Origin of the sequence: Ramlibacter sp. PS3R-8 (assembly GCF_037572435.1) — a bacterium.
Lineage (GTDB): Bacteria > Pseudomonadota > Gammaproteobacteria > Burkholderiales > Burkholderiaceae_C > Ramlibacter.
Window position 1 is genome coordinate 81,766 of sequence record NZ_JBBHGT010000005.1, and the last position, 22,936, is coordinate 104,701.

General features: G+C 67.9%; 22 protein-coding genes. 8 read left to right on the plus strand and 14 right to left on the minus strand.

All coding sequences use genetic code 11. The features are described from left to right. Window positions 1-8: 8 nt before the first annotated feature. Window positions 9-929 carry an AAA family ATPase gene (locus WG902_RS17220; protein ID WP_340061375.1) on the minus strand — a complete coding sequence of 307 codons (921 nt, stop codon included), beginning with the start codon at window positions 927-929 and terminating at the stop codon, window positions 9-11. A gap of 44 nt (window positions 930-973) precedes the next feature. Between WG902_RS17220 and WG902_RS17225 the strand changes: the two genes are divergently transcribed. The 3 genes from WG902_RS17225 to WG902_RS17235 are packed head-to-tail and all read left to right on the plus strand — an operon-like array spanning window position 974 to window position 3,983. Then, complete coding sequence (locus WG902_RS17225) at window positions 974-1,927, plus strand: histone deacetylase family protein (protein ID WP_340061376.1); 954 nt, start codon at window positions 974-976, stop codon at window positions 1,925-1,927. Window positions 1,928-1,956: 29 nt separating this feature from the next. Continuing rightward, window positions 1,957-2,742, plus strand: a complete 786-nt coding sequence (locus WG902_RS17230) for an enoyl-CoA hydratase (RefSeq protein ID WP_340061377.1) — start codon at window positions 1,957-1,959, stop codon at window positions 2,740-2,742. Then, entirely contained in the window at window positions 2,739-3,983 is a 1,245-nt protein-coding gene (locus tag WG902_RS17235) for a mechanosensitive ion channel family protein (protein WP_340061378.1), read from the plus strand. The genes WG902_RS17230 and WG902_RS17235 overlap by 4 nt, the downstream gene beginning before the upstream one ends. A gap of 20 nt (window positions 3,984-4,003) precedes the next feature. Here the strand turns inward: WG902_RS17235 and WG902_RS17240 are convergent, their stop codons facing one another. Genes WG902_RS17240 through WG902_RS17250 form a run of 3 tightly spaced genes read right to left on the minus strand, consistent with a single transcriptional unit; the run spans window position 4,004 to window position 6,801 of the window. After that, a complete protein-coding gene (locus tag WG902_RS17240; protein WP_340061379.1) occupies window positions 4,004-5,296 on the minus strand; it encodes a TRAP transporter large permease in 1,293 nt (430 codons plus the stop codon). After that, window positions 5,293-5,778 carry a TRAP transporter small permease gene (locus tag WG902_RS17245; protein ID WP_340061380.1) on the minus strand — a complete coding sequence of 162 codons (486 nt, stop codon included), beginning with the start codon at window positions 5,776-5,778 and terminating at the stop codon, window positions 5,293-5,295. Before WG902_RS17245 ends, WG902_RS17240 begins: the two co-directional genes overlap by 4 nt. Before the next feature lie 6 nt (window positions 5,779-5,784). Next, on the minus strand, window positions 5,785-6,801 hold the full coding sequence (locus tag WG902_RS17250) for a TRAP transporter substrate-binding protein (RefSeq protein WP_340061381.1): 1,017 nt from the start codon (window positions 6,799-6,801) through the stop codon (window positions 5,785-5,787). Between the two features lie 198 nt (window positions 6,802-6,999). On the opposite strand from WG902_RS17250, the gene WG902_RS17255 reads away from it, so the two are divergent. From WG902_RS17255 to WG902_RS17275, 5 genes are all read left to right on the plus strand, one after another. Beyond that, window positions 7,000-7,749, plus strand: a complete 750-nt coding sequence (locus WG902_RS17255) for an electron transfer flavoprotein subunit beta/FixA family protein (protein WP_340061382.1) — start codon at window positions 7,000-7,002, stop codon at window positions 7,747-7,749. Window positions 7,750-7,824: 75 nt separating this feature from the next. Then, window positions 7,825-8,757, plus strand: a complete 933-nt coding sequence (locus WG902_RS17260) for an electron transfer flavoprotein subunit alpha/FixB family protein (RefSeq protein WP_340061383.1) — start codon at window positions 7,825-7,827, stop codon at window positions 8,755-8,757. Between the two features lie 4 nt (window positions 8,758-8,761). Beyond that, the gene (locus tag WG902_RS17265; RefSeq protein ID WP_340061384.1) at window positions 8,762-10,552 is read left to right on the plus strand and encodes an acyl-CoA dehydrogenase; all 1,791 of its coding nucleotides are present in this window, start codon (window positions 8,762-8,764) and stop codon (window positions 10,550-10,552) included. A gap of 123 nt (window positions 10,553-10,675) precedes the next feature. Next, window positions 10,676-11,641, plus strand: a complete 966-nt coding sequence (locus tag WG902_RS17270) for an NAD(P)H-dependent flavin oxidoreductase (RefSeq protein ID WP_340061385.1) — start codon at window positions 10,676-10,678, stop codon at window positions 11,639-11,641. A 94-nt stretch (window positions 11,642-11,735) separates the two neighbouring features. After that, on the plus strand, window positions 11,736-12,848 hold the full coding sequence (locus WG902_RS17275) for a PA0069 family radical SAM protein (protein WP_340061386.1): 1,113 nt from the start codon (window positions 11,736-11,738) through the stop codon (window positions 12,846-12,848). 15 nt (window positions 12,849-12,863) lie between these two features. Here WG902_RS17275 and WG902_RS17280 read toward each other — a convergent pair whose 3' ends face one another. The 10 genes from WG902_RS17280 to WG902_RS17325 all read right to left on the minus strand — a co-directional run bounded on the left by WG902_RS17280 (window position 12,864) and on the right by WG902_RS17325 (window position 22,927). After that, window positions 12,864-13,409 (minus strand): hypothetical protein, encoded by a 546-nt coding sequence (locus WG902_RS17280; RefSeq protein WP_340061387.1) that lies wholly within the window; start codon window positions 13,407-13,409, stop codon window positions 12,864-12,866. Window positions 13,410-13,662: 253 nt separating this feature from the next. Continuing rightward, window positions 13,663-14,823, minus strand: a complete 1,161-nt coding sequence (dnaJ, locus tag WG902_RS17285; protein WP_340061388.1) for a molecular chaperone DnaJ — start codon at window positions 14,821-14,823, stop codon at window positions 13,663-13,665. Window positions 14,824-14,919: 96 nt separating this feature from the next. Continuing rightward, entirely contained in the window at window positions 14,920-16,854 is a 1,935-nt protein-coding gene (gene dnaK, locus WG902_RS17290; RefSeq protein WP_340061389.1) for a molecular chaperone DnaK, read from the minus strand. Window positions 16,855-16,952: 98 nt separating this feature from the next. Further along, the gene (gene grpE / locus WG902_RS17295) at window positions 16,953-17,504 is read right to left on the minus strand and encodes a nucleotide exchange factor GrpE (protein WP_340061390.1); all 552 of its coding nucleotides are present in this window, start codon (window positions 17,502-17,504) and stop codon (window positions 16,953-16,955) included. Between the two features lie 264 nt (window positions 17,505-17,768). After that, the gene (locus WG902_RS17300) at window positions 17,769-18,119 is read right to left on the minus strand and encodes an FKBP-type peptidyl-prolyl cis-trans isomerase (protein WP_340061391.1); all 351 of its coding nucleotides are present in this window, start codon (window positions 18,117-18,119) and stop codon (window positions 17,769-17,771) included. A gap of 19 nt (window positions 18,120-18,138) precedes the next feature. Further along, entirely contained in the window at window positions 18,139-19,305 is a 1,167-nt protein-coding gene (locus WG902_RS17305; protein ID WP_445263703.1) for a fumarylacetoacetate hydrolase family protein, read from the minus strand. Next, window positions 19,305-19,625, minus strand: a complete 321-nt coding sequence (locus WG902_RS17310) for a winged helix-turn-helix transcriptional regulator (protein WP_340061392.1) — start codon at window positions 19,623-19,625, stop codon at window positions 19,305-19,307. Before WG902_RS17310 ends, WG902_RS17305 begins: the two co-directional genes overlap by 1 nt. A 101-nt stretch (window positions 19,626-19,726) precedes the next feature. Further along, window positions 19,727-20,221: a MarR family winged helix-turn-helix transcriptional regulator gene (locus WG902_RS17315; RefSeq protein ID WP_340061393.1), complete on the minus strand. Its 495-nt coding sequence runs from the start codon at window positions 20,219-20,221 to the stop codon at window positions 19,727-19,729. Between the two features lie 14 nt (window positions 20,222-20,235). Further along, window positions 20,236-21,930, minus strand: a complete 1,695-nt coding sequence (locus WG902_RS17320) for a tannase/feruloyl esterase family alpha/beta hydrolase (protein ID WP_340061394.1) — start codon at window positions 21,928-21,930, stop codon at window positions 20,236-20,238. A 7-nt stretch (window positions 21,931-21,937) separates the two neighbouring features. Then, window positions 21,938-22,927: a Bug family tripartite tricarboxylate transporter substrate binding protein gene (locus WG902_RS17325; RefSeq protein ID WP_340061395.1), complete on the minus strand. Its 990-nt coding sequence runs from the start codon at window positions 22,925-22,927 to the stop codon at window positions 21,938-21,940. Window positions 22,928-22,936 lie beyond the last annotated feature (9 nt).

Sequence of the window (22,936 nt, forward strand, 5' to 3'; positions counted from 1 at the left end):
GGTGTGCGTCAGGGCAGGGGCACTGCCTCCACCATCGCGCGCACCTGTTCCATCGGCCCGCGGCCGGCGTCGCCCACGGGGATGAGGCGGTGCGCCACCGTCTGCGGCAGGATCTGCTGCACGTCGTCCGGCGCCACGTAGTCACGACCCGACAGCAGGGCCTGCGCCTTGGCGGCGCGGATGACGGCGATGCCCGCGCGCGGGCTCAGGCCTTGCAGGAACCAGCGGCCGGAGCGGCTGGCCGCCACCAGGTCCTGCACGTAATCGAGCAGCGGGTCGGCGGCATGGATGTCCAGCACCTGCTGCTGCAGCAGCTGCAGCTCGGTCGGGGTCAGCGTGTTGCCCAGCCGCTCCACCATGTCGCGGCGGTCGGCGCCCGAGAACAGCGCGCGTTCGGCCGCGCGATCCGGGTAACCGAGCGAAATGCGCATCAGGAAGCGATCGAGTTGCGACTCGGGCAGGGCGTAGGTCCCCAGCTGGTCGTGCGGATTCTGGGTGGCGATCACGAAGAAGGGCGAGGGCAGGGCGCGCGTCTCGCCTTCCACCGTCACCTGCTTTTCCTCCATCGCCTCCAGCAGCGCGCTTTGCGTCTTGGGGCTGGCACGGTTGATCTCGTCGGCCAGCAGCACCTGCGCGAACATCGGTCCGGGGTGGAAGATGAAGCTTTCCTTGCCGCGGTCGTAGACCGAGACCCCGGACAGGTCGCTCGGCATCAGGTCCGCGGTGAACTGCACCCGCGAGAATTGCAAGCCGAAGGCCCGCGCCAGCGCGTGCGCCAGGGTGGTCTTGCCGACGCCCGGGACGTCCTCGATCAGCAGGTGGCCCCCCGCCAGCAGGCAGGCCACGCAGTCGCGCACCTGAGAGGGCTTGCCGACGATCACCGTGTTAAGCTGGTCGAGGAGCGTTTTGAGTTTTTGTCGAGCTTCCATACAGCGCGACGTTATCGCAATTTGGACCGAGGCCGAAGCGAGCCATGCACAAAACCGGCTATTTCACGCACCCGGACTGCAGGAGACACGAGATGGGCCGCGGGCACCCCGAGTGCCCGGAGCGGCTCGATGCCATCGAGGACCGCATGCTCGCCTCCGGCCTGCTGGACGTCGTCGAGCGGCGCGAGGCGCCGTTGGCCAGCACCGACACTCTCGAACTCGCCCACGACCGCATGCACGTGGCCGCCATGCGCGGCCTGTCCGAGGAGCTGCTGGAGCAGCTCGATGCCGGCGGCATGGACCGCATGCAGATCGACCCGGATACGTCGATGAACCGCCACACCTGGAACGCCGCGCTGCGTGCCGCCGGCGCTTCCATCGCCGCCACGGACGCCGTCATCGCGGGCGAGCTGGAAAACGCCTTCTGCGCCGTACGGCCGCCGGGCCACCACGCCTGCCGAGACCGGGCGATGGGCTTTTGCATCATCAACAGCGTCGCCGTGGCGGCCCGCTATGCGCTGGAGCGCCATGGCCTCAAGCGCGTCGCGGTGGTCGATTTCGACGTGCACCACGGCAACGGCACCGAGGACATCCTGGCCGGCGACCCGCGCGTGCTGATGGTCGGCATCTTCCAGCACCCTTTCTATCCGGGCACCGGCGCCGACCCGATGGGCGCGAACATGGTGAACATCCCGGTGCCGGCGTACACGCGCGGGCCGGCGATCCGCCAGTTGATCGAGCAGCACTGGCTGCCGCGGCTGGAGGCGTTCAAGCCGGAGATGATCTTCGTGAGCGCGGGCTTCGACGCCCACCGCGAGGACGACCTCGGCCAGCTGGGGCTGGTGGAGGCGGACTACGTGTGGATGACGCAACAGATCAAGGACATCGCCGCCCGCCACGGCAAGGGCCGCATCGTCTCGTCGCTGGAAGGCGGCTACAACCTGGACGCGCTGGGCCGCAGCGTCGAGGCGCACGTGCGGGCGCTGGCCGGCGTCTGAACGCGGGGCCGAGCAGAGGAGGAGCAACCATGGACAAGCCACTGGTCGAGAGCCGGGACGCGCGGGGCGTCGTCACCCTGACGATGAACCGCCCGGCGAGTTTCAACGCGCTGAGCGAGGAGATGCTGCTGGCGTTGCAGGAGGCGCTGGACGCGCTGGCCGGTGACGAATCGGTGCGGGCCGTGGTGCTGGCCGGCGCCGGCAAGGCGTTCTGCGCCGGCCATCACCTCAAGGAGATGATCGCGCGGCCCGAGCGGGACTACTACCAGAGGCTGTTCGCGCAGTGCGCCCGCATGATGCTGGCCGTGCAGAAACTGCCGGTGCCGGTGATCGCGCGCGTGCACGGCATCGCCACCGCGGCCGGCTGCCAGCTGGTCGCGCAGTGCGACCTGGCGGTCGCCTCCACCGAGGCGCGCTTTGCCGTCAGCGGCATCAACTACGGGCTGTTCTGCTCGACGCCGAGCGTGCCATTGATGCGCAACGTGCCGGCGAAGCAGGCCATGGAGATGCTCGTGACCGGCGAGTTCATCGATGCGCGACAGGCGCAGGCCAACGGGCTCGTCAACCATGCCGTGGAACCCGCGCAGCTGGATGCCGCGATCGAGCGCCTGGTCGCCGCGATCGTCGCCAAGCCGCGCGTTGCGATCGCCATGGGCAAGGAACTGTTCTACCGCCAGCGTGAGATGGGGATCGAGGCGGCGTACCAACTGGCCGCGCAGACCATGGCGGCCAACATGATGGAAGGCTGCGCGCTCGAAGGCGTGACGGCCTTCACCGAGAAGCGCAAGCCCGCCTGGGCGCCGCACGCCCAATGAACGCCCTGGACCTGCTGCTCCGTGACGTCGGCCACGGCGCCCTCGCGTGGGAGGTCGCCGTACTGTCGGGTTGCCTGGCCGTCGCCTGGGGCGTGTGCTGGCTGCTGGGACGGCGCGCACCGCCCGATTCGATCTGGTTCGGCCGCGGCACCATCGACGGCGTGCTGTTCCCGATGCTGGCGCTGGGACTGACGTACTCGGCGCGGGTCGGCTTCGGTTCTTTCCGCGAGGTGCCGCTGCTGCGGGTGGCGGTGCCCGTGCTGGTCGCCCTGGTCGGCATCCGCCTGCTGGCGCGCGTGTTCACGGTGGCCTTCCCGCGGTCGGCGTTCGCGCGGCTGATGGAGCGCCTGTTCTCCTGGGTGGCCTGGATCGCCGCGGTGCTGTGGATCCTGGGGCTGCTGCCGGCGGTGCTGGACGAGATGGAGGCGATCCGCTTCTCCTTCGGCAAATCGGAGATCAGCCTGCTGGCGATCGTGCAGGGCGTGCTGTCTTCCGGACTGGTTATGGTGCTTGCGCTCTGGGTAGCCTCCGCGCTGGAGCGGCAGGTGTTGCGCGACACGGTGTCGGACCTGTCGCTGCGCAAGGCCGCGAGCAATGCCATCCGCGCGACGCTGCTGCTGCTCGGCTTCCTGTTCGCGCTGTCGGCGGTGGGCGTGGACCTCACGGCGCTGTCCGTGCTGGGCGGCGCGCTCGGCGTGGGCCTGGGCTTCGGCCTGCAGAAGCTCGCCGCCAACTATGTGAGCGGCTTCGTCATCCTGGCCGAGCGCAGCCTGCGCATCGGCGACACCGTGCGCGTGGACAACTTCGAGGGCGTGGTGGCGGACATCAAGACCCGCTACACGCTGATCCGCTCCCTCAGCGGCCGCGAATCCATCGTGCCCAACGAGAAGCTGATCACCGAGCGCATCGAGAACCTGTCGCTGGCGGACCCGAAGGTGCTGCTGTCCACCGAGGTGGGCGTCAGCTACGACGCCGACGCCGACCAGGTGCGCGAGATCCTGCTGGAAGCGGCGCGCGGCGCGCCGCGGGTGATCGCCGAGCCCGGGCCGGGCGTGCAGCTGGTGAAGTTCGGCTCCAGCGCCCTGGAGTTCAAGCTGGTGTTCTGGATCGCCGATCCGCAGAACGGCTCCGGCGCGGTCATTTCCGACGTCAACTTCCGCGTCCTGCAGGGCCTGCGCGCGGCGGGGATCGAGATTCCGTATCCGCAACAGGTGGTGCACGAGGCGCGGCAGAGGGTGTAGGCGCCGCTACCGGGGTTCGGCTACTTCATCAGCGACGGCAACCACAGACTGAGCTGCGGGAAGGCGATCAGCACGCCCAGCATCACGATCATCACGGCGACGAAGGGCCAGCAGCCGCGGAAGATGTTTCCCAGGCCCACGTTCGGCAGCAACGCGTTCAGCACGAACAGGTTCATGCCCACGGGCGGTGAGATCAGGCCGATCTGCACGATCATCACGATCAGCACGCCGAACCAGACCGGGTCGAAGCCCAGCGACGTGACGATGGGAAAGAACAGCGGGATGGTGAGCAGCACCATCGTCAGCTCCTCCATCACCGTCCCCAGGACCACGTAGATCGCCATCATCGCCACGACGATCATGGTCGGCGACCAGCCCTGGTGCGTGATCCACTCCTTCAGGTCGCCGGGCAGCGTCGTGAAGTTCACGAAGTTGGCGAACAGCGTGGCGGCGATCAGCAGCGTGAACAGCATGGCGGTGGTGCGGGCGGATTCCACCAGCACGCCGAACAGGCTGCCCCAGGTCAGCCGCCCGCGCAGCAGCGCGAACAGGAAGGCGCCGGCCGCGCCGAAGCCCGCGCCCTCGGTGGCCGTGAAGAAGCCGCCGTAGATGCCGCCGAGCACCACCACCACCAGCACCACCACGCCCCAGATGCCGCGCAGCGCCCGCCACCGCTGCGGCCAGGTGGAGCGCACGCCGGGCGGCGCGTGTTCGGGATCGCGCGAGGTGACGACCACGATCGTCAGCATCAGCATCGCCGCGGTCAGCAAGCCGGGGACCACGCCGGCGGCGAACAGCTTGCCGATGTTGGTCTCGGTGATGATCCCGTAGATCACCATGATGGTGGACGGCGGGATCATGATGCCCAGCGTGCCGCCCGCGGCCATGACGCCGGTGGACAGCGCATCGCTGTAGCCCAGCTTGCGCATCGACGGATACGCCACCTTGCTCATGGTCGCGGCCGTGGCGATGGAGGAGCCGCAGATGGCGCCGAAGCCCGCGCACGCGGCGACCGTGGCGTGGGCCAGTCCACCGCGCACGTGCCCGATGAAGGCATACGCGGCCTGGAACAGTTCGTGCGCCAGGCCCGCGCGGGCCACGAAGTTGCCCATCAGGATGAACAGCGGGATGACCGACAGCGTGTAGGCGAAGCCGGTCTCGTAGACCACCTGGGACGCGCTCGCCAGGGCCGGCTGCCAGCCGCGCGTGAGCCCGATGCCCGCCAGGCCCACGAGCCCCATCGCGAAGGCGAGCGGCACGCGCATCAGCGCCAGCGCAAAGATGGCCGCAAATCCCAGCAGCGCCGCGGTCACAGGGCCGCCCCTTCGCCTTCGGCCTTGTCCACGGGCTTTTGCGGCGCCAGCGCCAGGTGCACCAGCCCCGTCAGGGCGCACAGCACGCCCATGCCGTAGATGAAGGGCGCCTTGGAGATCTTCAGCTGCGCGGTCGTCTCACCGGTCTCGGCGAATTGCGCGCCAGTGCGCCACATCAGCCAGCCCAGGGCCAGCAGCACGCCGCCGCACAGCAGGTGGACGAACACGGCCTGCGCGCGTCGCAGCCAGGAGGGCAGGTAGGGGTCGAGCGAATCGAACTCGACGTGCTCGCCGCGGCGGGACACCAGCGGCAGCGCGCCGAAGATCACCACCACCATGAGCAGCTCCGTCATCTCGAGCGAGCCCGGGATCGAGTTCGACAGGAACTTGCGGCCCAGCACGTCCAGGAACGTGAGGGCCATGATGGCGAACAGCGCGACCCCCGACAGCAGCCCGCACAGCAGGTCGAGCAGCTTGTTCAAGCGGGCTTACTTCGACGCCTTGGCGATCTCGGACCGGAATTCGGCGAGCACCTTGTCGGCGTTGGGCAGGCCCTTGGCCTTGGCGTCCTGCACCCACTTGGCTTCCAGCGCCGAAGTCTTGGACTTGATGTCCGCCACGAACTTGGCGTCCGCCTTGCTGACCTGCACGTTGTTGGCCTGCATCAGCGCATACGCGCGGCGGTCCACCTTGTCCCAGTTGCGGCCGATGATGCGCGCCGCGACTTCGCCGGAGGCGGCGTCGACCGCCTTCTTCTCGTCGGGGGCGAGCTTGTCGTACTTGTCCTTGTTCATCATGAACACGAAGCTGGTGTTGTACAGGCCGCCCGGGAACGTGGTGGCGTGCTTGATCACCTTGTCGATCTTGAAGGACTCGATCGATTCGGCGGGGAACAGGGTGCCGTCCATGACACCGCCCGACAGCAGCTCGTACGAATCGGGCGCCGGCTTGAGCGTGACGTTCATCGACAGCGCCTTGCTGATCTCGTTGACCATGCCGCCGCCCACGCGCCACTTCAGGCCCTGCAGGTCTTCGAGCTTCGTCACCGGCCGCTTGGTGTTGAAGACGACGCCGGGCCCGTGCGTGAAATAGGCCAGCACGTGCACGCCCTGGTGTTCCTGCGCGAATTGCGGGTACTTCATGGCGATGCGGTTGAACGCCACCGACAGGGGCTCGGCGCCGTCGCCCAGGAACGAGAACTCCGCCATCTGGGGCAGCACGAAGCGGCCCGGCGTGTAGCCGTGGACGGTGAAGGACACGTCGGCCAGGCCGTTCTTGACGGCGTCGAAGGTGCCGGGCGGCGCGGCCACGGCGCGCGGCAGGTGGTTGCACTTCACCTTGCCGCTGCTGTTCTTTTCCACCAGGTCGCACCATTCCCGCTGGGCCACGGTCAGGGCGTGCGTCGGCGGCACCCAGCTCGACGTGGTGAGGACGGTCTGCGCGCCGACGGGGAGGGCTGCGCATGCGGCCGCCGCGGCGGCCAGGGACAACAGGCGGCGATTCATCCAACGAGCTCCTTGTAATGGTGCGATGCAATGTAAGCCGCCCCTTCGGGGCGCGCGGTCCAGACTTACCCGCATCGCATCCTGCGACAGGATCTATAATCGCAAAAAAGAACGGTCGTTCTATTTTGAACAAGCTCCGCTCGTGGCACCATCACCGGTCAACGTCAAATCCTCTCAAGAAACTCTAGGAGTCCCAGCATGAAGGTCCTGGTCCCCGTCAAGCGGGTGGTGGACTACAACGTGAAGGTCCGCGTGAAGTCGGACAACACGGGTGTGGACATCGCGAACGTGAAGATGAGCATGAACCCGTTCGACGAGATCGCGGTGGAAGAAGCGGTTCGCCTGAAGGAGAAGGGCGTCGTCACCGAGGTGATCGCCGTCTCGTGCGGCGTGCTGCAATGCCAGGAGACGCTGCGCACGGCCATGGCGATCGGCGCCGACCGCGCCATCCTGGTGCAGACCGACGAGGAGCTGCAGCCGCTGGCGGTGGCCAAGCTGCTCAAGGCGCTGTTCGACAAGGAGCAGCCGGGCCTGGTGATCCTGGGCAAGCAGGCGATCGACGACGACTGCAACCAGACCGGCCAGATGCTGGCCGCGCTGCTGGACCTGCCCCAGGCCACCTTCGCCTCCAAGGTCGAAGTGGCCGACGGCAAGGCCAAGGTCACGCGCGAAGTCGACGGCGGCCTGGAGACCATCTCCGTGCCGATCCCGGCCGTGATCACGGCCGACCTGCGCCTGAACGAGCCGCGCTACGTGACGCTGCCCAACATCATGAAGGCCAAGAAAAAGCAGATGGACATCGTCAAGCCCGAGGACCTGGGCGTCGACGTCAAGCCGCGCCTGAAGACCCTGAAAGTCACCGAGCCGCCCAAGCGCGGCGCCGGTGTCAAGGTGCCGGATGTGGCGACGCTGGTGGCGAAGCTGAAGACCGAGGCCAAGGTCATTTGAATGCGGACAGCCGGACGTGCGTCCGGTTGTTGGCATTAAGAGTTGAATTTGATCCGTACCCGGAGACCAGACCCCATGACATCCCTCGTCATTGCAGAACACGACAACGCAACCATCCGCCCCGCCACGCTCAACACCGTCACGGCCGCCGCCGCTTGCGGTGGTGAAGTGCACGTGCTGGTCGCTGGCGCCAACGCCGGGGCGGCCGCGAAGGCGGCCGCGCAGATTGCCGGCGTCGCCAAGGTGATCCACGCCGACGGCGTGCAGTTCGAACACGGCCTGGCCGAGAACATGGCCGCGCAAGTGCTCGCCATCGCCGGCAACTACAGCCACATCCTGTTCCCCGCCACCGCCAGCGGCAAGAACATCGCGCCCCGCGTGGCGGCCAGGCTCGACGTGGCGCAGATCTCCGACATCATGAAGGTCAACAGCCCCGACACCTTCGAGCGCCCGATCTACGCCGGCAATGCCATCGCCACGGTGCAGACCGCCGACAGCGTGAAGGTGATCACCGTGCGCACCACGGCCTTCGACCCGGCCGCGGCCACCGGCGGCAGCGCCGGCGTCGAGACGGCCAGCGCGGCGGCGGACGCCGGCAAGAGCAGCTTCGTCGGCCAGGAGATCGCGAAGAACGATCGGCCGGAGCTCACCGCCGCCAAGATCATCGTCTCCGGCGGCCGCGCGCTCGGCTCCAGCGAGAAGTTCCACGGGGTGCTGGAGCCGCTGGCGGACAAGCTCGGCGCGGCCATCGGCGCGTCGCGCGCCGCGGTGGACGCAGGCTACGCACCCAACGACTTCCAGGTCGGCCAGACCGGCAAGATCGTCGCGCCGCAGCTGTACATCGCCCTGGGCATCAGCGGCGCCATCCAGCACCTGGCCGGCATGAAGGACTCCAAGGTGATCGTGGCGATCAACAAGGACCCGGAAGCGCCGATCTTCAGCGTGGCCGACTACGGCCTGGAAGCGGACCTGTTCACGGCGGTGCCGGAGCTCGTCAAGGCCCTGTGACGCCATGAGCTACATCGCGCCCGTCAAGGACATGCTGTTCGACATCGAGCATCTCGCCCGCATCGACCAGATCGCGCAGATGCCCGGCTTCGAAGAGGCGGGGCTCGACACGGCGCAGGCCGTGCTCGAGGAATGCGCCCGTTTCAACGAGGGCGTGGTGGCGCCGCTGAACGTCGACGGCGACCGCAACCCATCGAGCTGGAATGCCGGCGAGGTTCGCACCACGCCCGGGTTCAAGCAGGCCTACCGGCAGTACGCCGAGGGCGGCTGGCAGGGCCTGCAGCACCCGCTGGATTTCGGCGGCCAGGGCCTGCCCAAGACCATCGGCGCGGCGTGCGGCGAGATGCTGAACTCGGCCAACCTGAGTTTCGCCCTCTGTCCGCTGCTCACGGACGGCGCGATCGAGGCGCTGCTGACGGCGGGGTCCGACCAGCTCAAGTCGGTCTACCTGGAGAAGCTGGTCACGGGCGAGTGGACCGGCACCATGAACCTGACGGAGCCGCAGGCCGGCAGCGACCTCGCGCAGGTGCGCACGCGCGCGGAACCGCAGCCCGATGGCACCTACAAGGTGTTCGGCACCAAGATCTTCATCACCTACGGCGAGCACGACATGGCGGACAACATCGTCCACCTGGTGCTGGCCCGCATTCCCGGTGCGCCCGAAGGCGTCAAGGGCATCAGCCTGTTCGTGGTGCCCAAGGTCCTGGTGAATGCCGATGGCTCGCCGGGTGCCCGCAATGACGTGCACTGCGTGAGCATCGAACACAAGCTGGGCATCAAGGCGTCGCCCACGGCCGTCCTGCAGTACGGCGACAAGGGTGGCGCCGTCGGCTTCATCGTCGGCGAAGAAAACCGCGGCCTCGAGTACATGTTCATCATGATGAACGCGGCGCGCTACGCGGTGGGCGTGCAGGGCATCGCGGTGGCCGAGCGGGCCTACCAGAAGGCGGTGGCGTACGCGCGCGACCGCGTGCAGTCGCGCCCGGTGGATGGCTCCGTCGCCGGTCCCGCAACGATCATCCACCACCCCGACGTGCGCCGCATGCTGATGACGATGCGCGCGTACACCGAAGGCTGCCGTGCCATGGCCAGCGTGGCCGCCGCGGCGTACGACGCTTCCCACCACCATCCGGATGCGGCGACGCGCAAGCAGAACCAGGCCTTCTATGAATTCCTGGTTCCGCTGGTCAAGGGCTACAGCACCGAGATGAGCCTGGAGGTGACGTCGCTGGGGGTGCAGGTGCACGGCGGCATGGGCTTCATCGAGGAGACCGGCGCTGCGCAGTACTACCGCGACGCCAAGATCCTGACCATCTACGAAGGCACGACGGCGATCCAGGCCAACGACCTGGTGGGCCGCAAGACCGCGCGGGATGGCGGCCAGACCGCGCAGGCCATCGCTGGCCAGATCGAGCAGACCGAGGGCGAGCTGGCGAAGCGCGACAGCGAGGCCGCGCGTGCGGTGGCCAAGCGGCTGACCGCGGCGCGCAAGGCCTTCCTCGACGCGGTGGCCTTCGTCGCGCAGCAATCCAAGGGTTCGCCGAACGCCGTGTTCGCCGGGTCGGTGCCGTACCTGATGCTGGCCGGCAACCTGGTGGCGGGCTGGCAGATGGCGCGCTCGCTGCTGGTGGCCGAGGACCTGTTGCAAAAGGGACAGGACGCGGCGTTCATGCGGGCGAAGATCGCCACCGCGCGCTTCTACGCCGACCACATCCTGGCCAAGGCGCCTGGGATGCGTGACAGCATCGTGGAGGGCGCCGACAGCGTCACCGCGCTGGCGCTGGAAGCTTTCTAGGCCACCGTGTCGGGGTCGCTTCGCGAACCCGACCTACCCGAAACCGTGACCGCCCGGGGCGGGTTGCGCACATTCCCGCAGGTCGGGTTGCGCGCAGCGCACCCCGACAACCCAGGAGCCTTGATGTCGAAACTGCCGCCCGTCCTGCAGAACCTCTCCCTGCCCGTGATCGCCTCGCCGATGTTCATCGTGAGCACGCCGAAGCTGGTGATCGAGCAGTGCAAGGCCGGCGTCGTCGGCTCCATGCCGGCGCTCAACGCCCGGCCGGCTTCCCAGCTGGACGAGTGGCTGCACGAAATCGAGGAAACGCTGGCGGCGTACAACCGCGCCAACCCGCAGCACCCGGCCGCGCCCTACGCCATCAACCAGATCGTGCACAAGAGCAATGACCGGCTCGAGCACGACATGGAGGCGGTGGTCAAGCGCAAGGTGCCGATCATCATCACGTCGCTCGGTGCGCGCGTGGACGTGAACGAGGCCATCCACAGCTACGGCGGCGTGGTGCTGCACGACATCATCAACAACACCTTCGCGCGCAAGGCCATCGAGAAGGGCGCCGACGGCCTGATCGCCGTGGCCGCGGGAGCAGGTGGCCATGCGGGTGTCAAAAGCCCGTTCGCGCTGGTGCAGGAAATCCGCCAGTGGTTCGACGGCCCGATCGCGCTGTCCGGCGCCATCGCCACCGGCGGCGCGGTGCTCGCCGCCCAGGCCATGGGCGCGGACTTCGGCTACATCGGCTCGGCCTTCATCGCCACGCACGAGGCGCGCGCCAGCGATGCCTACAAGCAGGCCATCGTCGACGGCACTTCGGACGACATCGTCTACTCCAGCCTGTTCACCGGCGTGCACGGCAACTACCTGAAGGCCAGCATCCGCGCCTCCGGCCTCGACCCCGACAATCTGCCCGAAAGCGATCCCAGCAAGATGAGCTTCGGCGGCGGCGAAGGCAGCAAGAAAGCATGGAAGGACATCTGGGGCTCGGGGCAGGGGATCGGCGCGGTGAGCCAGGTGACGTCGGTGGCCGAGTACGTGGCGCGGCTGAAGCGCGAGTACGCCGAGGCGAGGGCGCGGCTCGGCTTGCCGGGGTGACTTCGTCAACCCGACCTACAAGCGGGCAGATAGCATGTAGGTCGGGTTGCGGCAGAGCCGCACCCCGACGCTCCTTTTGCGGCATACTGTATGCATGAACAGTCTCGACCGCAGCACGTCGAACGAAACCCTGGAAGTCCGTGTGCCCCTGGAGGCGATCAAGGGGCGCGGCACCGCGACGCGCTTTCCGCACCGGTTCGAACGCGACCTGCGTGAAGGCTTCGACGATGGCTGGGACGCCGAGGAAGATGGCGACACGCACACGCCCTCGACCGAAGTGATCTGGGAAACGGCGCGCAGCATCATCACCGCCAACGACTCGCCGGACATCCACTTCGGCAAGTCCATCAATCCTTATCGCGGGTGCGAGCACGGCTGCATCTACTGCTATGCGCGGCCGACCCACAGCTACCTGAATCTTTCACCCGGGCTCGACTTCGAAACGAAGATCATCGCCAAGCGCAATGCGGCAGACCTGCTGCGCCACGAGATCGGACGCAAGGGCTACCGGCCGGAACTCATCGCCATCGGCACGGTGACGGACTGCTACCAGCCGGTGGAGCGCGAGCTGCGCCTGACGCGCGGCATCATCGAAGTGCTGCAGGAGGCCAGGCACCCGCTGGCGCTCGTCACCAAGTCGAGCGGCGTGGAGCGCGACTTCGACCTGCTGGCTCCCATGGCGGCGCAGAACCTGGCCGCGGTGTACGTGACCATCACCACGCTCGACGCCGACCTGTCGCGCAAGCTGGAGCCGCGCGCGGCGGCGCCGCACCGCCGGCTGCGCACCCTCAAGACGCTGGCGGACGCGGGCATTCCCTGCGGCGTCAGCCTGGCGCCGCAGATCCCCTTCCTGAACGACGACATGGAGCAGGTCCTCGAAGCGGCCTGGGAGGCCGGCGCGCGCGAGGCCTTCTATCACGTGATCCGGCTGCCCTGGGAGGTGGCGCCGCTGTTCCGGACCTGGCTGCAGACGCACTATCCGCAGCGCGCCGAGCGGGTCATGCATCGCATCCAGGAAATGCGTGGCGGCAAGGACTACGACAGCGATTTCGCGACGCGCATGAAGGGTTCCGGAACGTGGGCCGACCTGATCGGTCAGCGCTTTCGCAAGGCGGCGGGCCGGCACGGTTTCAACGCCAAGAAGACCGTCTGTGCCACCGACCTGTTCCGGGCGCCGGGACTGGCGGGCCAGGCCGCCCTGTTCTGAGCGGCCGCGGCGGCGTCAGGCGAACAGGACGCCGGCCGTGAGCACGAGGCCCGCGAAGAATGCGCCCGCCATGTTGGCCTGCATCTGGGCCGGACCGGGCAGCCTGCGCATGGACATGTTCCACACGGTGACGATGGGGACCACCCCCAGCACCAGGACGAGCGCCAGCAGCTGCCAGCGCAGGAAGCTGGCCCAGGCGGGCAGCACGGCACGCGATGGCGCATGCCACAGCGTGTCGATGGGGAGTTGCTGGCTCCACAGGCCACAGGCCAGCAGGCTGGCCGCGAGGAGGGCCAGCGTGACGGTCGGCTTCAGCGTGCGACGCCAGCCCAGGAGGCTGAACACCAGGCCGCTGCCACCGGCCAGGATGGCGAAGGAGGACAGCGCGCTGCGAAAGCTGGCGACGTCACCGGAGAACAGGCGCCAGACGGCGACGTTGCAGGCGATGCCGATCCACAGGCTGGCCCACAGCGTGATGCGCGCCGGGTGGGGCGCAACGCGCGCCTCGCCCGGCATCATCAGGGTGGAATAGCCGGTGGTACGGAACAGCCTCAGAGCCATGTCCCATTGTCACCCGGTAGCTGGACCTTGCCGCCAAGCGCGGGTTCCGGGCGATGGCGGGTGTTCCACCGCCACCACACCCGGCGCCGCCTGAGCCACGGCCTCAAGCGCTGGAGCTTGATGCTTGTAGCTTCGGCGTGACAAGCCCGGCGGGGCTTGTCAGGCTGCGCTGCAAGCCTCAAGCGCTGAAGCTCGATGCTTGTAGCTTCGGCGTGACAAGCCCGGCGGGGCTCGTCAGCCTGCGCTGCAAGCCTCAAGCGCTGAAGAAGCCCTTCAGCTTGTCCGCCCAGCTCTCATCGCTGGGGGAATGCTTGTTGCCCCCCTTGGCCAGCGACTCGTCGAGTTCCTTGAGCAGCTTGCGCTGGTGTTCGGTCAGCTTCACCGGCGTCTCCACCGCGATATGGCAGTACAAGTCGCCGGGCACGCTGGATCGCACCCCCTTGATGCCCTTGCTGCGCAGGCGGAACTGCTTGCCGGCCTGGGTGCCCTCGGGGATGTCGATCGCCGCCTTGCCGTCCAGCGTGGGCACTTCGATCTCGCCGCCGAGCGCGGCGCGGGCGATGCCCACCGGCACCACCACGTGCAGGTCGTCGCCGTCGCGCTCGAACAGCGAGTGCTTCTTCAGCCGGATCTCGATGAACAGGTCGCCCGGCGGTCCACCGTTGCTGCCGGGTTCGCCATTGCCCGCGCTGCGGATGCGCATGCCGTCATCGATGCCGGCGGGGATGCGCACTTCCAGCGTCTTCTGCCGCTTGACCTTGCCCTGGCCGTGGCAGGTCTGGCAAGGCTCGGGAATGATCTTGCCGGTGCCGCGGCAATGCGGGCACGTCTGCTGCACGCTGAAGAAGCCCTGGCGCATCTGCACGACGCCCTGGCCGTGGCAGGTGGTGCAGGTCTTGGCCTGCGTGCCGGGCTTGGCGCCGTTGCCGTGGCAGGTCTCGCATTCGTCCCAGGAGGGGATGCGGATCTGCGCGTCCTTGCCCTTGGCGGCTTCTTCCAGCGAGATCTCCATCGCGTACGACAGGTCGCTGCCGCGATAGACCTGGCGGCCGCCGCGCGCACCGGCGGCCGCGCCGCCGCGCTGGGCCTGGCCGAAGATGTCGCCGAAGATGTCGCCGAAAGCCTCGGCGAAGCCGCCGAAGCCCTCCGCGCCCGGGCCGCCGGCCCCGCGCATGTTCGGGTCGACGCCGGCGTGGCCGTACTGGTCGTAGGCAGCGCGCTTCTCGGCGTCCGAGAGCATCTCGTACGCCTCCTTGGCTTCCTTGAAGCGGACCTCCGAGTCCTTGGCGTTGTCCCCCTGGTTGCGGTCAGGGTGGTACTTCATCGCCAGCTTGCGATAAGCCTTCTTCACCTCGTCCTCGGAAGCGTTCTTGGGAACACCGAGGATTTCGTAGTAGTCGCGTTTCGTGGCCATTGTTCGTGGGGTGCCTCAGAAAGAACGCCGCGTCGACCTGCGCGCAAGCGCCAGCGTCGTACGCGGCGAGTTAAACCGGCGCCGCCGGCGTCCGGTTTAACCTTTCTTCACTTCCTTGACTTCCGCGTCGACGACGTTGTCGTCGTTGGCCGGCTTGGCCGATGCGTTCTCGGCGCTGCCTTCCGGACCCGCCGCGCCGCCGGCGGCCTGCTGCGCCTCGTACATCTTCTCGCCCAGCTTCTGGCTGGCCGTCATCAGCGCGTTGGTCTTGGCCTCGATCGCGTCCTTGTCTTCCGACTTGAGCACTTCGTCCAGCTCCTTGACGGCCGCTTCGATCTTTTCCTTCTCGCCGGCATCGAGCTTGTCGCCGTACTCGGCCAGGCTCTTGCGCACGCTGTGCGCCATCGCCTCGCCCTGGTTGCGCGCCTGCACGACCTCGAGCTTCTTCTTGTCCTCGGCCGCGTTCATCTCGGCGTCCTTCACCATCTTCTCGATCTCGGCCTCGGACAGGCCCGAGTTCGCCTTGATGGTGATCTTGTTTTCCTTGCCGGTGCCCTTGTCCTTGGCGCCCACGTGCAGGATGCCGTTGGCGTCGATGTCGAAGCTCACCTCGATCTGCGGCAGGCCGCGCGGCGACGGCGGGATGCCTTCCAGGTTGAACTCGCCCAGCAGCTTGTTGCCGGTGGCGATGTCGCGCTCGCCCTGGTACACCTTGATCGTCACGGCCGGCTGGTTGTCGTCGGCCGTCGAGAAGGTCTGCGCGAACTTCGTCGGGATCGTGGTGTTCTTCTTGATCATCTTCGTCATCACGCCGCCGAGCGTCTCGATGCCCAGGGACAGCGGGGTGACGTCGAGCAGCAGCACGTCCTTGCGGTCACCCGAGAGCACCTGGCCCTGGATGGCGGCGCCGACGGCCACGGCCTCGTCGGGGTTGACGTCCTTGCGCGGCTCCTTGCCGAAGAATTCCTTGACCTTCTCCTGCACCTTGGGCATGCGGGTCATGCCGCCGACCAGGATGACGTCCTGGATGTCGCTGACCGACACGCCGGCGTCCTTTATCGCGATGCGGCACGGCTCGATGGTGCGGGCGATGAGCTCGTCGACCAGCTGCTCCAGCTTGGCGCGCGTCATCTTGATGTTCAGGTGCTTCGGGCCGTTCTGGTCCGCCGTGATGTACGGCAGGTTGATGTCGGTCTGCGTGCTGTTGGACAGCTCGATCTTCGCCTTCTCGGCGGCTTCCTTCAGGCGCTGCAGCGCGAGCACGTCCTTGCTCAGGTCGACGCCTTGCTCTTTCTTGAACTCGCCGATGATGTAGTCGATGATGCGCTGGTCGAAGTCTTCGCCGCCCAGGAACGTGTCGCCGTTGGTGGAGAGCACTTCGAACTGCTTCTCGCCCTCGACGTCGGCGATCTCGATGATCGAGATGTCGAACGTGCCGCCGCCCAGGTCGTACACCGCCAGCTTGCGGTCGCCCTTGCCGTGCTTGTCCAGGCCGAAGGCCAGGGCCGCGGCGGTCGGCTCGTTGATGATGCGCTTGACGTCCAGGCCGGCGATGCGCCCGGCGTCCTTGGTGGCCTGGCGCTGGCTGTCGTTGAAGTAAGCCGGCACCGTGATCACGGCTTCCGTCACTTCCTCGCCCAGGTAGTCCTCGGCCGTCTTCTTCATCTTGCGCAGGATCTCCGCGGAGGTCTGCTGCGGCGCCAGCTTCTTGCCGCGCACCTCGATCCACGCGTCGCCGTTGTCGGCGGGCGTGATCTTGTAGGGCATCAGCTCGATGTCCTTTTGCACTTCCTTTTCGGTGAACTTGCGCCCGATCAGGCGCTTGACCGCATACAGCGTGTTGCGCGGGTTGGTGACGGCCTGGCGCTTGGCGGAAGCGCCGACGAGGATCTCGCCGTCTTCCTGGTACGCCACGATCGAAGGCGTGGTGCGCGCGCCTTCGGAGTTCTCGATGACCTTGACGTTGTTGCCCTCCATGATGGCAACGCACGAGTTGGTCGTGCCGAGGTCGATGCCGATGATTCTTGCCATTTCTTCTCTCCTGTACCTTTACGCCCTGCCGGGGTTTGAATCAGTCTGTGGGGTAGTTGTGGATAACTGTTAGGGATTCAAGGTCGCGGCTGGGGGCTTCATTTCGGCGCAGCGACCGTCACCAGCGCGGGCCGCAGGACGCGGTCGGCGATGACATAGCCTTTTTGCAGCACGGAGACGACGGTGTTGGCCTCCTGCTCGGCAGGCACCACCGAGATGGCCTGGTGCTGGTGCGGGTCGAACTTCGCGCCCGCGGCGGGATTGATCTCGATGACCTTGTTGCGCTCGAGCGCCGCCTTCAGCTGGCGCAGCGTGGCTTCGGCGCCTTCGCGGATCTGCTCGGACGTGGCGTTCTGGTGCGCCAGCCCGGCCTCGAGGCTGTCGCACACGGGCAGCAGGCTGTCGGCGAAGCTTTCCAGCGCGTACTTGCGCGCCTTGGAGACTTCGTCCTCGGAGCGGCGGCGGACGTTCTGCATTTCGGCCTGGGCGCGCAGGTGCTGGTCCATGAGCTCGGCGTTCTTGGCGCTCAGCGTGGCGACCTGGGACTGCCAGTCCGGGGCTTCCGGCGTCGCCGCAAGGCCTGCGGCCTCTTCGGTAGCGCCGGCGGCATCCTGCGGCAATTCGTTCTGGGTGGACGTGTCGTGGGACATGGGGGGGAAAGCTTGTTCTGACGGGACGCGGAGGAGCTTGGGGCGGGGTAGCCCTTTTCAAGTCAAGGTCATCATCGCCAGCTAAATAAGTTCTGCCGGGAGGGGACGGGCAGGGGGTGTCGAGGCGACGGGGCCCCACTTGGCCGGAGGTCGGGTTGCCGAAGGCACCCCGACAACGCGCTTACGGCCGGGTTGCCGCAGGCACCCCGTTGACGCTCAGTTGCGTAGGTCGGGTTGCCGAAGGCACCCCGACAACGACAATGTTCAGCGCGTCCCGAGCAACTCGACGTCGAACTTCAACGTCGCGTTCGGCGGAATGACACCGCCGGCGCCCCGGGCGCCATAGCCGAGCTCCGGCGGGATCACGAGCGTGCGCTTGCCGCCCACCTTCATGCCGGCCACGCCTTCGTCCCAGCCGCGGATCACCATGCCGGCGCCGAGCGAGAAGCCGAACGGGTCGTTGCGGTCGCGGCTGGAATCGAACTTCGCGCCCTGCACACCGTTGTTGTACAGCCAGCCGGTGTAATGCACGCGCACTTCCTGGCCGGACTTGGCCTCGGAGCCGCTGCCCACGACTTCGTCTTCGTACTGCAGGCCGCTGGGGGTGGTGATCATGGTGTTCTTTCGGGAGGGTTTAGAGCAGGCCGCGGCGCGCCAGGTCCCGCATGAGGGCGGTGATGCCGTAGCGCCAGGGCTCGACGCGGTCGGAGGTGTTGACGCGGTTGACGAGTGTACCGAGGCGCGGCGTGGAAATGGCGACCAGGTCGCCCACCGCATGCGTGAAGCCCTGGCCGGGGCCGAAGCGGTCCTGCGTCGGCGCGAACATCGTGCCGAGGAAGAGCACCAGCCCGTCCGGATACTGGTGGTTCGGCCCGATCGCGTGCTCCACCAGCTCCAGCGGATCCCGGCTGATCATCTTCAGGCTGCTGGCGCCGCGCATGTCGAAGCCTTCCGGCCCCAGCACCCGCATCGACAGGTCCGTCGCGCGCACGTCGGCGATGCCGTAGCCGCTGTCGAACAGGCGGATGAAGGGGCCGATCGCGCAGCTCGCGTTGTTGTCCTTGGCCTTGCCGAGCAGCAGCGCGCTGCGGCCCTCGAAGTCCCGCAGGTTGACGTCGTTGCCCAGCGTCGCGCCCACCGTGTCGCCGCGGCTGTTGACCACCAGCACGATTTCGGGTTCCGGGTTGTTCCACGCGCTGACCGGGTGGATGCCGATCTCCGCGCCGGTGCCTACGGCGCTCATCGGCTGCGACTTGGTGAAGATCTCCGCGTCCGGCCCGATGCCGACTTCGAGGTACTGGGACCAGAGGTTCTTGCCGACCAGCACCTGCTTGAGCTGCGCAGCTTCCGGTGAGCCGGGCCGCACCTTGGACAGGTCGTCGCCGATCACGGCCTCCACTTCCTTGCGCACCGACTCCGCCATGGCCGGATTGCCGCGTGCCTGCTCCTCGATCACGCGTTCCAGCATGGAGGCGACGAAGGTCACGCCGGAAGCCTTCACGGCCTGCAGGTCGCAGGGCGCCAGCAGCCACGGCAGGTCCACCACCCGCGCATCGGCGCCGCTGTTGGCCACCGCCTGGGCCACGGAACCGATCACCGGGCCCACGTGCGCGCGCACCGCGGCGGCGGGTTTGTCCAGTTCCATCAGCGCACTGCTGGTCGCGGCCAGCCGGGACAGGTCGACGAGCTGGTCGCCCTGCACCTTGACCAGCACCGGGCCCTGGCCTTCGACCCACGCCCGGCCGACGAGCGTGGCTTGCTGCGCATCCGCGGGCAGGGTCGCGTTGAGGAAGTCTTTCATCAGCCTTGCCTTTTCTTCGCCTGGAGGGCGACCCACTTGGCCGCGAAGGCCTGCAGGTCGTTGAGCCGCTTGAGCAGGTCCGCCCCGCTCGCCGTGACACTGTAGCCGTCGCCGTTGTGCTGCATCAGACCGGCCTCGCGCAATTCCTTGATGCGCGTGTTCAGCGTGTTGGGCGTGATGCCGCCCACGCTGTCCTGCAGCAGCCGGAAGGTTTGCGGATGCCCATCGCGCAGCGCCCAGAGCACCCGGATGGCATAGCGCGCCTCCAGCAGCGCGAGCAGCTGGTAGGTGGCGGCGGTTTCCTTGGAACTCGTTCGCATGGCAATCCTGCGCGGCTCGGGATTCGGAGACGGGAGGCGCAGTGTACGGAATCGCCGCTACACAAACAATAGCAGGCGTGACGTTCGTGCAACGCGGCCGCTCACCTGGGCCGGTAGATCTTCTTGAGCAGGCTGATCACGGTTCGCAGTTCGGACGGCGACAGTCGGGCGCCGATGTCGGCTTCCAGCTCGGCCGCCTTGCGCTCGGCGTCGCGCACCAGCTTCTGTCCTGACGCCGTCAGGTGCAGTCCCATGGCCCGGCCGTCGCGCGGGTGCGGCTTGCGTGCGATCACTTCGCGTTTCTCCAGCTCGTTGACCAGCCCCACCAGGTTGGGCGGCAGGATGCCCAGCGCGCTGCACAACTGGCGCGAGGTGACGCCGGGGTTGTGCGCGATCACGGACAGCACCGAGAACTCGACCGGCTTCAGCCGGAACGGCGCCATTTCCTCCAGGAAGACGGTGATGGCGGCCAGCGCCGCACGCCGCGCGTTGTAGCCGAGCAGGCTTTCCAGGAAGGAGGTGTCGACGTCCTCCACGGCCACCGGCGCGGAGTTGCGGGCGGAGGCGGAGGAGCGGGGAGCGCGGACCGTTGCCATGGATCGCGTGGCCCTTATTGGCAAGAGAAGCTGGCTGCCGCATTGACGTCGCCGGTGCCGCGGTAGCGCGCCACCTGGGGATAGGGGCACAGCGGCCGCGTGCGGTTGGGTCCCCAGTTGGCGGGCACTTCGGGGTTGGGCACCGCCGCGCCGGCGCCGCGCGCGCGCGCCACGACCGGGCCGGGCGACTGGTCGCCCTCGACCCAGCGCACCAGCTCGTCGACCATGTCGAACTGGTCGGTCGCCGGGCCGCCACGACTGTGGTTCATGCCGGGCACGAGATACAGGCGCTCGTGGTCGTTTGCCGCACGCCCATGCGCGCGGTGGAAGTCCTCGTGCCACTTGATCGTGTCGAGCGCAGAGAACACCGGGTCGGCGGTGCCGTGGAAGACGATCACCTTGCCGCCGCGCGCCACGAAGCGCCGCATCAGCGGATCCGGCGGCGACATGAACTCCATCGCCGGGCCGAGCTTCGGCACCTCGCGGTCGATGTCCCAAGCCAGCACGTAATCGATCAGGCTGTTGCCTTCGCCCGTGACGACAGAGGCCGATGCCGGTGGCGTCGAGAACACGAAAGCCATGGCGATGGCATCACGCGGCCCGACGCTGTTGACGAACTTCCACGTCGCCCAGTCGCGGCCGGCCAGGCCGGGATCGGCGGGCAGTGCCGCGTAGACTGGCGTGCCGTTGCGCAGGCGGGGGCCGGCCAGCACGTTGGCGAGAACCCGCTTCTGCTCGGTCGAGAGGCAGTCGGCTGCGGGTGCGGAGGCGCAAGTCGGGATGTCGCGCTGCACCTGGAAGGCGCGTTCGCAAGCCTGCAGGTCGCCGACGATGCCGTCGGCCAGGCCGTCGAGCGCGTCGCAACGTGCGAGCACGCTGCGCGCCACCAACTCCATCGCGGCGGGAGGCAGTGCAGTCGCCAGGTCCGGGCGACCCGTCTGCGGGTCCTGGCGCGCGATCCGGGCGAACTGCTGCGCATCCAACAGCTGCTTGGCCGCGGCCAGGGGCAGGCGGTAGCCGGGCGTGCTGGCCAGGATGCCGTCGAACGCGTCGGGCACGCGCGAAGCGGCGACGAAACCGTGGCGACCGCCGTTGGACGAGCCCACCAGGTACGAGGTGCCCGGCGGCTTGCCGTAGTAGGTGACGATCAGCGACTTCGCCATCGGCGCGAGTTGCACGACGGCGTTGTAGCCGTAGTCGATGCGGGCCTGCGGATCGAGTCCGAACGTGGCGCCGCCGATCGGCGTGCTGCGGTCGAACGCATGGCCGGCATCGGAGCTGATGACGGCGAAGCCCTTGAGGAGGCCATTTTCGGCCTGGCCGCCGCCGAGGATGTCGCCGTAGGCCGGCGTCACGAAGCCGTCGAGGCCGCCGTTGGCCTGGTAGAAGAAGCGGCCGTTCCAGGCCGTGGGCAGGCGCATCTCGAAGGAGATGGCGTAACGCTTGCCGTCGACGGGGCTGGTGCGCTCGTGCATCGCGCCCTTGACCACGCAATGTTCGGGCATCGGCTCGGCGATGCCGGGCAGCCGGAGCTGGCCGGCCGCGACGCGTTCGGCCGAGGCGATGCGCGTGTTCGCGAACGAGAAGCGCGCGGCCAGCGCATCGCAGGCGAGCACGGGTGCGCCGGGCGTTGCCACGCGAGGCGCCTCGGGCGCGCTCGCGCAGCCCGCGAGCGCCAGCAAGGCAACGGCGAAGGGAATGAATCGCATTTTTTCCTCAGGATTCCGCGGTGAAGCCGATCTTCTTGACGATGGGGCCCCAGCGGGTGAGTTCGTCCCTCTGGCTCTTGTCCATCTCCGCGGGGGTCGATCCGCGTGCGACGAGGCCCATGAGGCCCAGCGAGTCGATGACGCCCTTGTCCCTGAGCGCGCCGTTGATGGCGGCGTTGGCATTGGCCACCACGTTGGCCGGCGTGCGGGCCGGCGCGTAGAAGCCGAACCATTCCTCGGTCGTCAGCTCGGGAAAGCCTTGTTCCGCGTAGGTCGCCACTTCCGGCGTGAACGGCGTGCGCTGCGCACCGGAGGTGGCGATGATCCGGATCTTGCCGGCCTTGTGGTTCGCCAGCGCATCACCGGTCGGCGTGGACGTGGAAGCGAGCGTGCCGCCGATCATGTCCGCCACCGCCGGCAGCGAACCGCGGTAGGGCACGTGCTTCAGGTCCACGTTGTGGTTCAGGCCAAGCAGCGCCACGAGGAAGTGCGGCGTGGAGCCGGCGGCCGGCGAGCCGTAGCTGGCCTTGTCGGGATTGGCCTTGGCCCAGGCGAGGTAATCCTTGACGGTCTTCACGCTGGCCGGCACCAGCGGCCCGACGGCCAGCGCATGCGTCATCACCGCGGCGATCGACACGGGCACGAAGTCCTTGAGGGGATCGTACGAAAGCTTGGCGTAGATGTGCGGGTAGATCGACATCATCGAATACGGCGTCAGCAGCAGCGTGGAGCCGTCCGGGTTGGCGGCCTTGACGACGTCGCAGGCGATGCGCCCGCCCGCGCCGGGCTTGTTCTCGACGACGGCGGCGTTCTTCGCATAGGCGGTGCCGCCCATGCGCTCGCCCACGCGGCGGGCCGTCGCATCGGCGGTGCCGCCGGCCGGGAAGCCGTTGATGATCTTCGGAGCCTCGAAGGCTTGGGCGCGGGCCGCGAACGGGAATGCGCCCAGCGCCCCCAGAGAGGCAGCGGACTGCACGAACAGGCGTCGGGTGGACATGGACTCGTC

What these genes read in the sequence shown, in the direction of transcription:
- dnaK (WP_340061389.1), bottom strand. Translation starts at nt 16,854, where the DNA reads ATGGCAAGAATCATCGGCATCGACCTCGGCACGACCAACTCGTGCGTT.
- WG902_RS17225 (WP_340061376.1), top strand. Translation starts at nt 974, where the DNA reads ATGCACAAAACCGGCTATTTCACGCACCCGGACTGCAGGAGACACGAG.
- WG902_RS17305 (WP_445263703.1), bottom strand. Translation starts at nt 19,305, where the DNA reads ATGAAAGACTTCCTCAACGCGACCCTGCCCGCGGATGCGCAGCAAGCC.
- WG902_RS17310 (WP_340061392.1), bottom strand. Translation starts at nt 19,625, where the DNA reads ATGCGAACGAGTTCCAAGGAAACCGCCGCCACCTACCAGCTGCTCGCG.
- WG902_RS17275 (WP_340061386.1), top strand. Translation starts at nt 11,736, where the DNA reads ATGAACAGTCTCGACCGCAGCACGTCGAACGAAACCCTGGAAGTCCGT.
- WG902_RS17315 (WP_340061393.1), bottom strand. Translation starts at nt 20,221, where the DNA reads ATGGCAACGGTCCGCGCTCCCCGCTCCTCCGCCTCCGCCCGCAACTCC.
- WG902_RS17325 (WP_340061395.1), bottom strand. Translation starts at nt 22,927, where the DNA reads ATGTCCACCCGACGCCTGTTCGTGCAGTCCGCTGCCTCTCTGGGGGCG.
- WG902_RS17260 (WP_340061383.1), top strand. Translation starts at nt 7,825, where the DNA reads ATGACATCCCTCGTCATTGCAGAACACGACAACGCAACCATCCGCCCC.
- WG902_RS17255 (WP_340061382.1), top strand. Translation starts at nt 7,000, where the DNA reads ATGAAGGTCCTGGTCCCCGTCAAGCGGGTGGTGGACTACAACGTGAAG.
- WG902_RS17230 (WP_340061377.1), top strand. Translation starts at nt 1,957, where the DNA reads ATGGACAAGCCACTGGTCGAGAGCCGGGACGCGCGGGGCGTCGTCACC.
- WG902_RS17220 (WP_340061375.1), bottom strand. Translation starts at nt 929, where the DNA reads ATGGAAGCTCGACAAAAACTCAAAACGCTCCTCGACCAGCTTAACACG.
- WG902_RS17235 (WP_340061378.1), top strand. Translation starts at nt 2,739, where the DNA reads ATGAACGCCCTGGACCTGCTGCTCCGTGACGTCGGCCACGGCGCCCTC.
- dnaJ (WP_340061388.1), bottom strand. Translation starts at nt 14,823, where the DNA reads ATGGCCACGAAACGCGACTACTACGAAATCCTCGGTGTTCCCAAGAAC.
- WG902_RS17280 (WP_340061387.1), bottom strand. Translation starts at nt 13,409, where the DNA reads ATGGCTCTGAGGCTGTTCCGTACCACCGGCTATTCCACCCTGATGATG.
- WG902_RS17300 (WP_340061391.1), bottom strand. Translation starts at nt 18,119, where the DNA reads ATGATCACCACCCCCAGCGGCCTGCAGTACGAAGACGAAGTCGTGGGC.
- WG902_RS17250 (WP_340061381.1), bottom strand. Translation starts at nt 6,801, where the DNA reads ATGAATCGCCGCCTGTTGTCCCTGGCCGCCGCGGCGGCCGCATGCGCA.
- grpE (WP_340061390.1), bottom strand. Translation starts at nt 17,504, where the DNA reads ATGTCCCACGACACGTCCACCCAGAACGAATTGCCGCAGGATGCCGCC.
- WG902_RS17270 (WP_340061385.1), top strand. Translation starts at nt 10,676, where the DNA reads ATGTCGAAACTGCCGCCCGTCCTGCAGAACCTCTCCCTGCCCGTGATC.
- WG902_RS17265 (WP_340061384.1), top strand. Translation starts at nt 8,762, where the DNA reads ATGAGCTACATCGCGCCCGTCAAGGACATGCTGTTCGACATCGAGCAT.
- WG902_RS17320 (WP_340061394.1), bottom strand. Translation starts at nt 21,930, where the DNA reads ATGCGATTCATTCCCTTCGCCGTTGCCTTGCTGGCGCTCGCGGGCTGC.